Source organism: Apilactobacillus micheneri (assembly GCF_006493595.1).
Lineage (GTDB): Bacteria > Bacillota > Bacilli > Lactobacillales > Lactobacillaceae > Apilactobacillus > Apilactobacillus micheneri.
Genome location: NZ_QUBI01000005.1, coordinates 47357 through 66016 on the forward strand (window position 1 = coordinate 47357; position 18660 = coordinate 66016).

Below are 18660 nucleotides of genomic sequence, written 5' to 3' on the forward strand. Positions count from 1 at the left end.
GTTAGCTCCTTTAATGTGTTTATTAACGCAAATGTTCAACAATGGTCTTATTGCTTGAAATATATTTACCATCACCAATATAGAATCTAGTGATACCACCTAATTTTTCAATCCGTTGAACTTTCACGGTTTCACCTTTTTGAACCTTTCTAACTGCATGTTTAGCATTAAAATGCTTACTATTGTAGATATAGGTTCCTTCCGGTTTAATAACCCGAACTTTTTGAATTGGTTTCTTAGTGTCATGACGACGGTAGTAAACATTAGCTACTGACTTGTCATTAGCATTAATCCAACCCAATCCTTTAACTTTATAAACCACTTGGCCAGAAGGTGTGATCTTATAACCTTGAACTCTAAAGATATGGCGATCATAACGTGGTGTCTTATTATATTTCTTAACTCTAGTCTTACGAGTTAAGGCTGCTTTACTATGGCTGTAAATCTTTCTCAAATTATATACATAGTGTGGAAGGTTCTTTCTAATTTCTTCATTGAAGCCCTTCATATAATCTTCTTTATATGCTTTAGATTCATGCTTAAAGCTAGGTAAATGATTATTGGAAGCCGCACGTTTTTCACCGGCTCTAGTAGCCTGATTAGTTTCATCGACATAATCTTTATGCCCAATATTGAAATCTTTTTGATATGCTTTACGGTAAGATGCATCTAATTTACCAAATAGTTTGGCATTAATCTTTCTACCAGATCTACCATTCTTAAAGGCTTCATAACCAATTCTGTAAGCATCATTGCTATTTTTAGCTAATTTCTTACCACGTTTAGCATCATGTAATCCTTTTTGATAGTCTTTAGCAGCTTGATATCCAGCTTTGTATGATGGGTTCTTAGATTCATCCTTATGACCTTTAACCGCTGCATTGAAGCCTCTTTGAGTTTGATCATATGCTTGCTTAAAGGCCTTAATAAATGATTGTGATTTACCAGATAAATCAATCTTGTGGATATTCAATGGAATTCCATTAATAAAGGCCTTTTGCCCAGCTTTTTTACCGGCAGCTGAATCATCTACTTTAGGTGCTGGTGATGCAGGTGCTGGAATATCATTTTGACCTTGCTTAAAGGCATTATCATAAGCAGCTTTATAAGCCATGTCATTGTAATTAGAATCTTGACTAGCAGTTGGATTTTGGCTTCCACCATTTAATCCATTATTGTAGCCATTGTAAGCTCCTTGATAGACATCAATATAAGCTTTTTGATCTGCTGGTGAAATATCACTTGGAACTTGAATAGCTGATGGGTTTAACTTGCCATTAGCTTGATTCTTACCATTCTTAGCATCATTAACAGCATTCTTTATTGCTTCATTAGCGGTATTAAAGCCATTAACTACATTTTGATCAGCACTTGGTGCGCTCTTATCACCTTTGGCAGCAGCTTGAACTCCAGATAAAATATTCTTAGCTAAATTCATCCCAGCTTGATATTCAGCCGAATTATTATCAGATCCACCATTAATTGGTGCTTGGCTAGGATTCATAATTGCATTGTAACCATTTTCAGCATCCACATTGCCTTGTTTATACAATGCACTAGCAGCATTAGATAAATGATTGTCATTGTTATCAGTACCTGGATTAATAAAGCTATTTTCTCCTTGAACTTTAGCTGCTTGATCGGTGTTATATGCCATATTGTATGCCATCTGATAACTATCACTTTTAGCAGTATTATCAGTTGGTTTGAGTCCCTTCTTAACATCTTGATATGCAGCTACCGCAGCTTGATAAGCTTCTTTAGATGGCTCGTCAACAATATTTGCTGGCATTTTATTATTGTCAGGATCACTTTCATTTTGAGCTGCTTCATACCCAGCTTTACTATCTGTTAGGCCCTTAGCATAAGCTGCATATCTAGAAGTTGGTCCTTTATCAGCATCAGCAGCATAAGGATTATTAGCCGATTTATTAATTAAACCAGCTGCATAACCTTGTTGTTCAGCAAAGCCATTATTATATGCCCGATTGTCCATATTATTATCATTATGGCTGGCATCTGATTTAGCTTGATTAATTTTATTTAAATCATTGAAATCATTAGCATTTTGATTAAAGAAGCCATTAGCTCCAGCTTTTCTGTCTTTTTGCATATTATTATATGCATTATTGTAAGCCATTTGATAATCTGGAGTCTTATCTAAATTACTGGTGTATTGACTACCATCGGCACCATCAGCATAACCAGCCTTAGAGCCATCATAAGTGTCTTGGGCATTTTGATTAGCTTGAGTTCTATTAGCACCATCAGCAGCATCTTGACTTGCATTAGCAACGGCTTGACTAGCAGCACGTCCAGCTTGATAAGCTTTTTGTTCAGGTGAATTATTAGCATAATTACTACTGTGATTAGTAGGATTATTTAATCCATCTTCATAAGCTCTTTGATTATTGTACCCCTGGTTAAAGGATTTAGTGTCTTGATTTGTCACTCCACTATTGCTTTTAGCACTAGGAACATTAGGATTATCAGTATTAGCATCTGAACCATATTGTCTAGCACCTTGGCTCATCTCATTAGATGCTTCACCATAAGCTTTAGCATAAGCTGATTGATATTTCAAAATATCCTTAGGGTTATTATATGACATATTATTTGAAGGATTTAATGCATCCCCATTTTGGGCATCAGCAAATCCTTGTTGTGCTCCTTTATATGAAGCATCATTATCTTGCTTATCACCATTGGCCGCAGCATTATATGATGAAGTCTTTGCTCCATCATTTTTACCGTCATTATAAGCATCAATTTGACCTTGATTATTATAACTTGGAGTTTGCCCATTAGGATTACTGAATCCATTATCATAAGCCTTTTGGTTATTATAACCTTGATTATACAAGCTATCATTACCAGTTGGTTCAAGCTTATGGTTATTAAATTTATCATTTAAATATTGTTCAGCACCACTGGTTGCAGCATTTTCAGCTCTAGCTTTAGCGTTTTGATAAGCTCTGGATGCTGAATTGATATCTGCAGGTTGTTGTTTACCAGTATTAGCACCAGACTGAGCACCCCAATAAGCATCTTTTTCAGCTTGAGGAGCATTAGCTACAGGTTGGTGATCATTTTGAGCATCTGTATATCCGGCATTAGCATTAGTAGCAGCATTCTCTCCAGTGATAGATGCATTAGAATGATTATTTAATTGACCATTGTATGCATCTTTGGCATCTTTAACTCCTTGTGCATGGTTTCTAATATATTCATCATTACTACTCAAATTATCTTCATTAGCTGTATCATCGTTAGCTTTACCAGTTACATAATCATTGGCACCCTTTTGTTGTGCACCTTGTTCATAAGCGTTGTTATAAATAACATCAGATGATTTAGCATCTTTTTGATTATTATAACCGGCTTTAGCAGCTTGATAGGCCTTTTGATAAATTGCATCATTGACTCCATTAGGTGTCTTTGCATTTGCATCAGCATTATTATCAACTGCATCAGTAATTCCATTCTTAGTACCCATACTTTGTGCACGAGCAGCTTCATATAATGATTTATTATTAGCTGGTTGATTATCAGTTGGAGTATCTTTAGCACCATCAATCAAGCCATTCATTGTCTCTTGATATCCTGCCATATCTGAATGAGCATTAGGATCCTTGTTACCTTGATTATAATCAGTAACGGCTTGATTATAACCTTGTTTGATTGCTTTAGCTTGATCAAAACCAGCTTTTTCATTTATATCATCTGCAGGTTCACTACCACCATTCAATGCACTTTGGAAACCAGCTTGGGTATGATCATATGCATCAACAGCTACTCCAGACAAAGCATCAGTACCATTATTCTTGTTTTGACCATTTAAGAAGTTATTTTGGCCAGCTTTAGCATCTGCTTCAGCCTTATTCAAAGTATCATTGTATGCTTTCAAATAGGCTGGTGATTGGCCATTAACTGGTTTGATGTTGTCATTATTACCATCGGCATTTTTAACGGCTTGAATAGCAGCGGCAGCACCATTATAAGCATCTTGTTCTGCTCCATGATTTAATGTTTGAGCATTACCGTCATTTTGTTTTGGAGCATAAGTGTTAAGCGCTTGGGTAATCCCATTATTATAATTATTTTGGTCATTCTTACCGTCTTTTTGGCCAATTTTGTATTCTGGAGAATTAGTATCAGCATCTGGTGTTGTTTTATCGGTAATCCCATCGTTATAACCAGTTTGCGCATTATGAACACCAGTTTGATAGTCGTTGTTATTATCTTTGGTTGTATCTTTGCCACTTAGGTAATCATTAGCACCACGTACTTGATTTCCGGCAGCTTGACCAGCATTAAATGAATCTTTATTTAAATTATCATTACCATTTTCTTTAATGTCTGGATTATTGGTAACTCCAGCATTATAACCATCAATTACATTTTGATATGCTTTTTCAAATTCACCCTTATCTTGAGCAATTGAGTTATCAGCATCTTGACTACCATCATCACTTGGATTAGTTGGACGAGGACTTTGATTAATAATATCTAAAGCTTTTTGACGTCCTAATTCTTGTGAATTAGCAACCACATAAATTGGATTATGATTATGAATATCAGTTTGATTTATATCAGCTGCTTTTAAGGCATCAATCGTATTTTTGTAAGAATCAGCATCAATCCCTGATTGGTTAGTTTGATCTGATACATCAGATTTATTAGTTGCTGCATCATATGCTTTGATAGCTGCATTATAAGATTTTTCTGCTTTCAAACCAGCGTTAAAGCCTTTAAGTTCATTAGCATTCATTGTGCTAGAACTTGTTGTTGGATCATTCAAGGCTTCATTGTAACCAGTTTGTGCCTCAGCATATGCAGCATCATAAACAGATTGGTTAGCAGGTGTTAAATTGGTAGGTTTATTATTACCATTGATAAAGTCATCAGCACCATTATAATGTTGGGCTTCTTTGACAGCTTGATTATATGCCAAGTTATATTCTGAATCCCCCTTAGGTGGTAATACCAAAGCAGAATTACCTTTAGCGTTCTTCATCGCATTAATTGCATCAGCAACCCCTGAATATGTGCCCTTTGTATTATTGTTATAATTATTTGGATCAGCACTAGGATTAGATTCCTGTTCAGCTTTATCATAATCATTTTTGGCATTAGAACCTATATTATGACCTTCTTGATATTCTGGGGACTTAGTATCAGCACCATTCGTTTTAGTATCAGTAATGCCATCATTGTAACCTGTTTGCGCATTTTTTACACCAGTTTGATAGTCAACATTTTGGTTTCTTGTATCTTTACTATTTAAGTAATCATAAGCCCCAATGGCTTGCTTACCTGCTGCTAAGCCTTCACTATATGCATATTGATTTAATCCAGAGTTAGGATTAGATGAAGCATCAGGATTTTCATAACCAGCTTTATAGCCATCAATCACATTTTTATAAGTTTTTTCAAATGCTGCTTTATCTTGAGCACTTGAACTATCAGCATATTGACTACCGTCATCACTTGGGTTATTAGGAAGTGGAGTGGTATTTAAAACGCTTAAAGCTTTTTGAAGTCCTAATTCTTGTGAACTAGTTACAACATATGTTGGTTTATTATTAGTAGTATCGACTGTATTTGTATCGGCTGCTTTTAGCGCATCAATTGTATCCTTATAAGCATCGGGCTTAGCAACTTGATTATTCACATCACTTACTGATGATTTATCACTTGCATTTTCATATGCTTTAATAGCAGCATCATATGAACTTTCATCATTTTTACCAGCATCAAAACCAGTAGTTTCATTTTTATTTTCAGAATAATTTTGGGTTGGTTGTCCATCTAATGCTTCATTATATCCACCCTTAGCATCAGCATATGCTTTATCATATACAGACTGATTAGCAGGTGTTAAGCTCGTTTGTTTAGCTTTGCCTTGAACAAAGTCGTTAGCACCATCATGTGCTTGTGCATCTTGCACTGCTTGATTGTATGCTAAGTTGTATGCAGCATTACCATTAGGAGTAGCAATCTTTTGCTGATTGCCTTCAGCATTTTTCACCGCATTAATCGCATCAGTTACCCCAGAATAGGTACCTTGCTTATTGCCATTATACTTACTACTATCTGATTCTTGTTCAGCATCATTATAGTCGCCCTTAGCCTTTTGACCTTGTGTCTGAGCATTTCTATATTCAGCAGAATTAGTATTAACATTATGACCTGTAGTTTGTTGACCAGTCATCCCATTAACATAGCCAGCCTTAGCATTGTTATAACCTTGATCATAGTTATCTTTATTCACTGGATGAGCATTTGCTTGTTGACCAGCTAAGTAATCTTTAGCTCCACGTGCTGTTTGACCGATTGCATTTCCTTGATTATAGCCACTAGTATAAGCATCATTACTAGATTGATTATTTTGAAGTTTATTAGCTAAGCCATCATTATAACCATCTTTCACAGAATTATAACCATCTACATATGAGGTCGCACTGGATGAGTTTTGAGCATCGCTATTAGATGTATCAATTCCATTAATTGCGGCACCATTATTATTTTGATTAGAATTTTGAGCAGCTTTAGTAGCAGCCATTTGTCCTTGTTTTTGTGCTTTGGCAGCATTATAGATTGTTAAATCAATACCGCTTAAGCCGATGCTTTGATCTGAATGATTATCAGCAGCCTGCATCCCTTTAATTGCATCTTGATAACCTGCTATCGATTCATTATTTTGTTGTACATTAGGGTAATCTTTAAATGCTGTTTGAAAACCACTTTGATATTGATTGGATTTATCAAATGCTGCTTTTTCATCAGGTGTCATTTGACTTGTTGATAAACTATTATCAGATAAACCTTCTTGAAAACCTTTTTGTGCATCCTTATATGCATGATTATAAATATCAGCATTAGCGGTGGTCATATTAGTAGTATCAGGTTCTTTTCCATTAATAACCGTATTAATACCATTATTATTATTGGATTTAGCTGATGACAATGCCGCATTATAAGCAGCTTGATATTTCAAATTACTATCACTATTTTCTGGTAAATTATTAATATCATCTGCATTGCCATCATGGTTATTCATTGCATTGTTAACTGATTTAATTGCATTGCTTACTCCTTCAACAGTACTTTGAGTCGAAGCTGTATTAGGATTATTTTCAGCATTTACATAATTATTGTATTCTTTAACACCAGCATTATTACCAATATCATATCCAGTTGTACTTTGGGATGAATTTCTATTATTTTGGTTTGTAGTATTAGTAGTTAAGCCATCTAAATATCCAGTCTTGGCACTTTGATAGCCTTTATCATAATAACTACCACTAGGATGAGCAGTAGTATCTTCTGAAATACCATTTATATAATCATTAGCACCACTATTTTCACCATTAATTAAAGCATCTTGTTGGGCTTGTTGATATCCTTTAGCAAAAGCATCACCGGTACCATTATCATAAGCATCTGTATAACCATTTGCTTTTTTATATGCATCAGGATTGGTAACTTGACTGTTAGGATCATAAGCCTTATATCCTTTGATAGTACTGTCATAATTATCGGTGTATTTATTAGTATCCTTATTATATTTATCAATATTCTTTTGTAGATTATTGGGATTATCAACATCATTCAAAGCAGCATTAATTGCATTAGTAATATCACTATTATTATTGGTAGAAAGTTGAACTGGATTATTGGATGCTACCATATGACTTTGGTTATCTGGTATATAGTTTTGAGCATTAATGGTTTGTGTATCATAGTTATCACCATTTACAACAATATTAAGTCCTTGGATACCATATTTAACATTAGCTCCAATAATATCTGGTTTAGTATTAACATTTTTAATAGTTTCGGTAAATTTGATGAATCCATTAGCATCAGCATCACTAGGATTTAGTCTGTTATCATATCCTGAATAATCATCATAACCTTTTTGGTTAGTATTATTAGTATTATTAGTATTATTCTGATTAGATGTATATCCATGGAAATAAATTCCATCGTCTGATTTTAGAACATCTTTTTCAGTAACCTTTAATAATCCTGTCATTGTAGCGGTATGGTTAGTAGCATCATAACTTCCAGATACTGGACCTACGACATAAACACCAGGGGCTTGATATATACCTAGGGTATTGGATTGGTCAGAATTAATTGAGTAATTTGAAGGGTTACGATTACCGCTTGCATCAATATAATTAACAGTATTATCGCTATTAAGTTGATATTTATAGTATAAATTGTTATTTACAGATGATGTTTCAGAATTTAGAGTGCTTCCTGAATAAAGATACTTAATATTATTATTCTTCTTTAAAACAACTCCATCATTTCCTGGATTAATAACATTAACATTCCCATTAATCAAATAAAATGAATTACTACCATTACCACTATTAGATGCATCGGAAGCATCAATAAGCATTTGTCCATTAGCAATATTAATTGTGCTACCAGAAGCGTCTAGAAGCCCACTATTACCATCACTACCACTATTCATATTTTTAACTCTTAGATTAAGTGAACCATTATTAGTTATATCTAATGTACTATTACCAAAAGAAAGAAGCTCACTAGAATCATAGGAAGATCCATTATCTGAAACATTTAATTGTCCACCATCAATACTAACAGTAGAATTATTAGCAGAAATTGCATTCGCATATTGGCTTGATCCGCTTACTGTATCTAAAACAATATTCAATTGTGAACTATTGGCAATGCTTAATTTAGCATTTGATGAAAGACCAATTGAAGCATTATTACTATTACCATCTCCACCACTATTTCTAGCCAATAAATTCATATGGGCTTTGTTTCCGAGTGTTAAATTACCTTCCAATTCAATATTAGGGCCACCTGTTCCAGCAGAAGTAGCACTGAAGAAATTAGCATTTGGAGCAAGGGTTAAATTATTAACATAAAGCCCTTGTTGATTGTCACCATCAGTACCTACCTCACCATTAGAAAATGGGGATACATATTCATTAAAACTATTTGCTCCAATATTAGTTGGAAAATCCTGAAAATCATTAACATTACCGCTAATATATACATCATTATTAGTAGATTGAAGCATTTGTGGTCCAACATAATTTATATTGTCAAAATTAATAACACCCTTAGAAGATGATATGGGCCCCCAATAGTTTTGACCATATAAAGTTTTAAAATTTTTCACACTTACTGATGAACTACTTGATGAATTATTAAAACTATAAGAAAATCCTCTAAAATCTGCTAAATGATTTTGACCATTCAACGTAATATTAGTATTAAGAACTGGTGAAGTTCCAGTCTCACCTGAATTACCAGTAGATACATCTGCCAAATTAATATCATTAACTAATCTAATATCACTAACTAGTTTCCCTGAACTAGATGCTGGAGAATTAATTGCACTAGTTGTATATCCAGTAGAATTATTATAACCAGTTATAATTTGGTTAAATTGTTTAGCATTATTGGCATAAGCAATCCCCTTTTGAGAATCTTGAACAACATTATTATATGAATCATCATAGTATTGGTTGTTATTGTTAATATTATTTTTCAATCCAATGTAATTTCCATTAGAATCATATTGATTCAATATAGCTTGTTTAGCACCCTCATATGATTGATAATAAGGATCATTGTTATATTTTCCATGGTCATTATTAATAAAACTATCATAAAAATCTTTAGTTGAAGTTAAATTAGTGGTTGCATTATAAGTACCATGATCATAATTTGTACCTTGCCATTTACCTGACTTAGCGTCTTTAGTTGCCTGATTAGCAAAGAAATAATTACTTCCATATTTATAAACATCTTGCAAAATTGGATTATAATATTGATCAAGCTTTTCATTAGATATATTAGCATCTATAACAACTTGACCATTATCATTCAAATTAATACTAGAATTTTTATAACTGTCTAACTTACTAATATTATCGTTATTGTACTTTCTAGTATCATTCCATGCATGACTTGAGTCATCAGTGTTACCACTATAATTACTATATCCGTCATAACTTGTACCTTGATTTTCAGTGTCTGTATTATATTGCTTTTGAGCATCACCATAACCTGACTTAGCAGCATTATAGTATTGATTGCTATTAGCATCAGCTGCTTGAGAATTGGTTCTATTGTTTACCCCATCTGAAATGGACTGCTGATATTTATTATATAAATTATATCCATCTTTATAGGAAGAATTATCATTTTTAGAATCAATGTTCCCATTTAATCCAGAATCAAAACCTTTTTGCTCACTATCACTAATTTGAGGTTGGGTTACCATTCTGCTATTAACAGACTGAAATTCACTAGTGTGGCCAGCTTGTTGATTATGCTGGTTATTATTTTGCGATAATTGATTTAATTGATAATGCTTTTGAACTTGTGGTTGTTGATTATCATTAGCATGTACATCATTTTTAGGTTTTTGAATATTATTTTGTTCACCATTAACTGGCGTATTATTTTCTTTTTGTTTGTTAGAATCAGATTGTGATAACTTTTGAAAATTATCTTGTGATTGATTTTGATGAACTGAACTAGAAGTATTTTCATTACTCCCATGTTCTTCTTGAGTTGTATTAATCTTATTATTAGCAATATCGGTTGTATCTGCATGTGCATAGGTTGAATCATCATAAATGGCTACTCCGGCAGCACCTAACATTGCAAAAATGGACAATGAAATTGTTACCCATTGCTTTTTTACTTTATGCAAAACTTTTTTATCATTAATTTTATTAAATTTATCCTTATTATATTGCATAATTAGCATCTCCTATTGAACAAATACTTATGTAAAAATATTAATTATTCATTACAATTTAACGATAACACTATTCTAAATAATTAATTAGTAATTTGCACAATACTATAAAAAACAAAAAAGAGATAGATAATGTCTTAAAAACATTATCTATCTCTTTTAATTTTAGCTAATTAAGATTAGCGTACATGTTCAACAATTGTCTTGTTACTTGAAATGTATTGACCGTTACCAATGTAGAATCTAGTAATGCCACCTACTGTTTCAATGCTCTTAACATTAACTGTTGAACCTTTCTTCATTTTCTTAACAGCCGTCTTCTTATTAAAGGACTTACTGTTGTAAATGTAAGTTCCTTGAGGTTTAATTACACGAACCTTTTGGATAGGCTTCTTAGTATCATGACGACGGTAGTAAACATTGTCTACTGACTTGTCACTAGCACTAATCCAACCTAATCCTTTAACTCTGTAAACCACATGACCAGAAGAAGTAATCTTGTAGCCTAATACTCTAAATACATGACGATCATAACGTGGTGTCTTAGAGTACTTCTTAACTCTTGTACTACGAGTTAATGCAGGAGCATCGTGACTGTAAACCTTCTTCAAGTTATATACGTAGCTTGGAAGATTTCTCTTAACATAATCGTTGAAGGCCTTCATATAAGCAGCTTGATAAGCTGGTGATTCACGTTTCAAACTACGTGGAATTCTATTATTACCAACAGCATTCTTTCTACCAGCTTTTGCAGCCTTACCAGCAACAGCTACATATTCTTTATGAGCTGCTTGGTAATTCTTTTCATAAGCCTTGCGATATGCTGGAGCTAATTTATCAAGAGTAGCCTTATTAGCTTTCTTACCAGAAATACCTTCTTTGTAAGCTTCATAACCTACCTTGTAAGCATCACTACTGTTCTTAGCTGGTTTCTTACCACGAGTAGCGTCCTTAACACCTTGTTTATAGGCTTGAGCAGATTGATATCCAGCCTTGAATGATGGATTATCAGAATTGTTATTCTTACCACCATTTATTCCAGCATCAAATCCAGCTTGTGAATCATTATAACCCTTAGTAAATGCATCCTTATATGCTTGTGATTTACCAGCAAAGTTAACATGATTAATATTTAATGGAGTTCCACCAGCAAATGCCTTTTGACCAGCTTTAATACCAGCTGCTTGATCATCTTTGTCATTATTTGGCTTATTGTTATTATTTGGAGCTGGAGTTGGTGTAGGTGCTGGAATATCATTTTGACCTTGTTTAAAGGCATTATCATAAGCAGCACTGTAAGTAGTGTCATTACCATACTTAGCATCTTTATCAGAACTTGGTTTTTGACTACCACCATTTAGTCCATTGTTGTATCCATTATAAGCACCTGTGTATGCATCCTTGTATGCTTGAGAAGCAGATGAAGGAATACCACTTGGAATAACAATCTTGCTTTGATCTAATTTACCATTAGTTTGATTCTTACCACTTTGAGCATCAGCCAAACCATTTTTGATGGCTTGTTGAGCAGCATTAAATCCAGCATTAACTTGATCTTGATTTTGATTACCAGAAGCAGTAGGAGCTTGTTTAGCACCTGCAATAGCTGCATTAGCTCCGGCACTAATAGATTTAGCTTGTTTATAGCCATCAGTGTATTCTTTTGAAGAACCTTCAGGAGCGTTTGCATTATTAGCATTGCTTGGTTTCATTGCATCAGCATAACCTTGGCTAGCATTACCTTTAGCATTATCATATAGTGCTTTAGCTGAAGGAGTTGTAATATCACTAGGATATTGTCCGCTAGGAATATTAGTGTTTCCACCATCTTTACCTAATGCATCATTTTCACCTTCGCTCATAGCAGCTCTGTTTTGGTTATATGCCATATTATAAGCATTTTTATAGTTAGCATCTTTACCACTATTATCAGATGGCTTGTTAGCTTTAGCATCAGCAAATGCTTGAGCGGCTGCTTTGTATGCTTCTTGTGAAGTAGGATCACTTATGGTCTGTCCATCAGAACCTGTGATTGGATTATCACTAACACTTGGGTTGGACTTACTTTGAGCAGCTTTATAACCTGCACTTGCAGTTGAAGCATTATTAAATCCATTCTTGTAAGCGTTAAAGTTAGAATCAGCATTACCCTTATCAGGATCATTATTATAAGGATTATTGTTGTCATTATATGTTGCTGGATTTGTAGCTAAACCAGCAGCATAACCTTGTTGTTCAGCAAAAGCATTATTGTGTGCTTTATCACCAATACTATTATTATTATCACTGCTATGCTTACCATTAATATCAGATGGATTGTTTAATGAATTACCCTTAGTTGGATCAAAGAAATCATTAGTTCCATCTTGTCTAGATTTTTGCATATCACCATAAGCTTTATTATAAGCTTGTTGATAGTCAGATGACTTACCAACATTACTATTAGCTGGGCTACCACTTGATCCATCTACATAACCGGCCTTAGCACCATCATATGCATCCTGAGATTTCTTAGCATTTTCAGATGCTTGTTGACTACTACTGTCATCTTTAGGTCTGTTGTCTGTCTTTGTTGGATCAGAATTATTGGCATCGGTAGCAGCACCATTCATTGGTGAGTTGTTACCAGAGTTTGTTGGTAATGATTTAGCAGCATTTTGTCCAGCTAAATAAGCCTTCTTTTGTCCGTCATTACTTTGGTAATTTGCTGGCATTGAAGCACTTGGATTATTAAATCCATCATCATATGCTTTTTGATTATCATAACCTTGGTTAAATGATTGAGCATCTTGGTTACCAGCAGATGAATCAGTAGGCTTAGCATCTGTAGAAATACCATTATTCTTATCAGATGAATATTGTTGTGCACCCTTATTCATTTGGTCATTAGCTTCAGAATAAGCCTTAGCATATGCCCCTTGATACTTAGTAGCATCATCGCCAGTTAATGTATTACCATCTTTATCTTTCATACCATTAGATGGATTAAATTGAGAGCCAGATTTAGCATCATTAAATCCTTGAAGAGCACCATTATTTTCATAATTTCCATCTATTGTGGAATTACTCTTACCATCTTTAACTTTATTAAAGTCAGAATTTGATGCTGCTGCAGATTTACCATCTTGGTAAGACTTAGATGTTGTATCTACTCCATCGGTTTTACCGTTAAATCCAGCATCATATGCTTTTTGGTTATTATAACCTTGATTATATAATGAATCATTACCACTTGGTGTTAAATCAGTTTTACCTTGTGACTTATCATTAATATAGTCTTGAGCACCCTTAGCAGTATCTTGTTGTGATTGTGATTGTCCAGATTTATAAGCAGCAGAATTTTTATCAACGTTTTGATCTCCTCCAGGTTGATCAGGACTGTTTTCTCCAGCTTTAGCACCCCAGTACGAATTTATCTCTACTTGAGAATTTCCATTTGCCTTAGTTGGAGCCTTCCCATTCTTAGCATCAGTATATCCATTCTTGGCTTCTGCACCTTGATCAAATTCAGCATTACCATTTGGTGCTATTTTACCATCTGCACCTGGTGTTGCATTAAACCCACTTTGTGTGCTTAAATATCCAGCACTATATGCATCTGAAGGCTTACCTGAACCATCTTGTTTAACACTACTATCACCATTACCACTTAGAAAATCATTTGAACCTAATTGCTTATCAAATGAGTTTTGAGCAATAGCATCTAAACCACTAGGCTTGGTCTTATCAGGATTCTTATCTTCAGAATATTTATTAGCTTCATATGCACCATAATAAGCAGATTGATATGCTGAAGCATCAAAAGGATTTGACTTTGTATCTGGTAATTTCACATCAGATGGTGAATTAATATTATCAGAACTACCATTCTTATATAAATCATCTTTTGCTTGTTGAGCAGCATTATAACCAGCAAGTTTGTCTGGATTATCTTCACTTGGTTTTACATCAGATTGAGCTCCATCAACAACAGATTTTCCATAATTAAACCCTGCTTGTTGGTTTGCAGGAACACTACCATTAGAAGGGTTAGTAATAGCTAACTTATATCCTTCATTAAAGTTGTTAAACCCTGCTTGATAATTTTGATTCTTAGTTCCATCAACTTTTGTTTGACCATTAGACATAATATAAGCGTTGCCTGAATTAACAGGTGAACCACTTTGAGCTGATTTCTTACCATCAGTTACACCATGACTATAATCGTTTTTTGCTTGATTAAAACCAGTAGCAAATTGGTTATCATAACCCTTACCCTTGTAATTATTTTTATAAGAAGAATCATCAGTATAATCTAAATTAGCAGGATCTTTTGTTCCGTTAATATCATTATTAAATGCTTCATAACCTGCCTTACCTGCATTATATCCATTACGATAGTCCGGATTATTAGATAAAGTAGTTTCATCTGGAGATACAGTATTACCTGAAGATTCGATATTAGCAGCATCAGTAGCACCATTTGTAATATCATTAGTATTACCATCTCTTAGAGTAACAAGAGATTTTTCACTATTAACGCCACTACTACCTTGTCCATTATAATTTATTGAATTATATTTATATTGATTATAATCAGGCTGATTCTGTTTAGTTAATTGAACACCATTAATACCATATTTAAGTAGTACAGTTACGTCAGTAGGAGCATTATCACTTTTATACTCAAAACTAAAAGGAACTATGCTATCATTAGAAAATTGTTTTTCATCATTAAATAAAGTTTTATCATTATAATTATCAACTTGATTACTATATGATTGGGGAGAATTAATATCTGTAAGATTACTATCAGAATATTTAATGTAAAAATGATTGTCTCCACTTAATGTACCACCTGAAACTTGTGCGTTTCCAGAAATAGTTACTTTTCCAGTTTGACTATTATAATGAACATTAACTGGTCCAACAAAATATGCTCCAGGAACTTGGTTTACAATTAAATCATTTCCGCTAAATTGGCTTGATGAACTGCTACCTTTTTGATCTACAGTAGTTAAATTATTACCAGAACTACCGTTTAATTTATAAGAATAATATAATTTATTGTTAACTTGAACAGTATTAGCATTCAATGATGAACTAGCACCATTTAATATATTACCTTTTGTAGAATTGGTTTTCAATACAACTCCAATTTTACCAGGGTTATTTACATTAACTGCACCATTTATAAGTGAAATATTATTATCTGTATTAGAAGAATCGGAAGTGTCAACAATTAAGTTTCCGCCATCACTAACATTAATAGTACTTCCACTGTTGTAAAGTAGTCCATTAGAACCGTTACCTGAACTATTATTATTGGATTTTATCTGAAGTAGCCCATTATTAGTAATATTTACCTTGGCACCAGAAGTAAGATATAAAGGATTATTACCACCATAAGTAGATCCATTTGCTTCAATATTAATATTACCGCCATCAATGTTTATTTGACCGCCATTATCATAAATTGCAGAAGCATATCCTTGACTATATCCACCATTATTATCGCTAGAAAGTTGAGCTGGAATGATATTCAAATTAGCATTATTAGAAAGATTTAGTTTAGAACCTGATCCTCCAGTAAAGTAAATACCATAATTAGAATTACCATTAGATGAACTACTTGTTCCATCACCTGCACTATATCCTCTTGGAACTAATGTAACATTAGAATTTTCACCAATAGTTAAATTACCCTTTAACTGAATTAGGTTACCTCCACGATAAGAATCATCGTCACCAAAATAATTTGATCCAGGTAAAACGGTTAGATTAGTGATATTTAAATTCTGTTGAGCACCCATATCACCACTTATATTATAATTAAATGGTGAATTATAAACATTTCCTGAACCACCAGCACTATTCATATTTTGATGAACATTAACATTACCACCAATATAAACATTATCATTAGGTGCATCTAACATTTGAGGGCCAACATAATTAAAATTCTTAAAGGTAAGATTACCACCGTTTGTTCCCTTAAATGGTCCATAATAATTAGTTCCATATAGTGTTTTAAAATTGCTAATATTGAAGTTATTTGAAGTATTATTTACATCGCTAGGATTATTAAATAATATACCATATTGAGTGCCTTTAAAATCAGCAATATGATTTTGTCCATCTAAATTAAAGCTATCACTTGTCACCGAATTATTTGTTTCAGAAGTACTAGTTCCAATATCGTTATAATTTAAATCATTCGAAAGTCTTAAAGTATTTAGCTTACCAATAGCTGAACTAGTGGTCATTACATATTGTAATTCAGCAGAATTATTTACATAACCTATTCCATTTTTTACATCTTGGGAAACATTATCATATCCAGAGCTAAAGTATGAATTATTGCTAGTATTATTACTTAGAGCATTATTGTATTGACTTATGCTATTAGAACTATTTATACCACTTGTATCGTTTCCACTACTATCCTTAAATTGATCTTTGATGGCTTGCTTAGCACCTTCATATGATTGATAATATGAGTCTAGATTATTGCTCTTATATCCCTCATTATTATCATAAAAGTCTGTTGTTGAAGATGTTTTCTTATCTTTAATATATGTTTTATCATAATTAGTACCTTGCCATTTACCTGTTTTAGCATCTATAGCACCTTGATAAGACAAAAATGCGTTTGCACCATATCTAAATGAATCTGAATAAACACCATTGTATTGAATACCATTCACAGATTTAGAGTTAGTAATATCACTATCTTCTGAACTTGGAACTTTTAAGTTACCAGATTCAGGTAATTGAACACTAGAATTATTTTGATTGTTAAATTTTTTATCTAAATAATTTTCATAAGTAGACTCACTGGTAGAAGCACTGGAAGGATTGTCTGCTCCACCTTTTCCAGTATTAGGATTATATGAATCATCATTATTGGTAGGAACACCATTTTTATCATTATAATTGTTACTTGATGCTGAGCCAGAATCTACTGCTCCTGCAGTACCAGAAGCATTATCTTTATTTATTGTGTTACCAGTAGATGGATTTTCACCTGATGAGTGGGAACCATCATTACTTGAACTAGCTGAATTGTTATATGAAGTATAATCTTTTGTACTAGTTCCTGCATCGCTAGTATCATCTTTATACAATTGACTTGCTTTTTGTGCACCATCATACGATGATTTATAATATTTTTCATTATCACTCGTTTGAGATTTAGAATTATCACCCTTATGATTAATAAAATCACTAGCACCATCTCTTATGGCATCTTGATACTGTGTAGCTAAAGATTGACCAGCCTTATAGTCGCCATTATCTGAATCTTCTTGACCAGCCTTATTGTTATTTAATGTATCATTAAATCCTTTTGAATTATTGTTGTATTGTTGACTTTGATTATCCTCACTAGTAGCTTGTTTACCACTTTGATAATCAGAATTAACATTCTTAGCAGCATCATTTGTAGTTGAAGGGGTTGAATTAGATTCTCCTTTGCCACTATCGCCACCTGATTTCGATTGATCTGATGGTGTTTGTCCACCTGCTCCTTCACTAGCATGTGCAACTATTGCACTACTTGGTTGAGTCATATTTAAGGTTCCACTAACTGCGAAACCACCTAAAACAGCTAATGAAGCAACAGATACAACGACCCATTGTTTCTTAACCTTTTTCATAATTTTCTTATCATTTACTTTATTAAATTGCTGTTTATTATATTGCAAATTAACGACACTCCTGTTCTATAAATGAATTTTATTGATATTCAAATGCAACATTATGTATACATGCCTTGTCACATTTAAATCTCACTAATATTTAATTATACAAATGTAGGAATCCCTACGCTTATAAAATACCACTAAATATAGCGATAGTACATTCATTTGCTTAATAATTAAACATAAAATATAACTATATTAATTATCAATTTA

2 protein-coding genes are annotated in these 18660 nt (G+C 33.3%); both read right to left on the reverse strand.

The features are described from left to right. Window positions 1–22: 22 nt before the first annotated feature. Entirely contained in the window at window positions 23–10765 is a 10743-nt protein-coding gene (locus DY123_RS06150; protein ID WP_140936452.1) for a DUF5776 domain-containing protein, read from the reverse strand. 179 nt (window positions 10766–10944) lie between these two features. Next, window positions 10945–18450: a DUF5776 domain-containing protein gene (locus tag DY123_RS06155; protein WP_140936453.1), complete on the reverse strand. Its 7506-nt coding sequence runs from the start codon at window positions 18448–18450 to the stop codon at window positions 10945–10947. Window positions 18451–18660 lie beyond the last annotated feature (210 nt).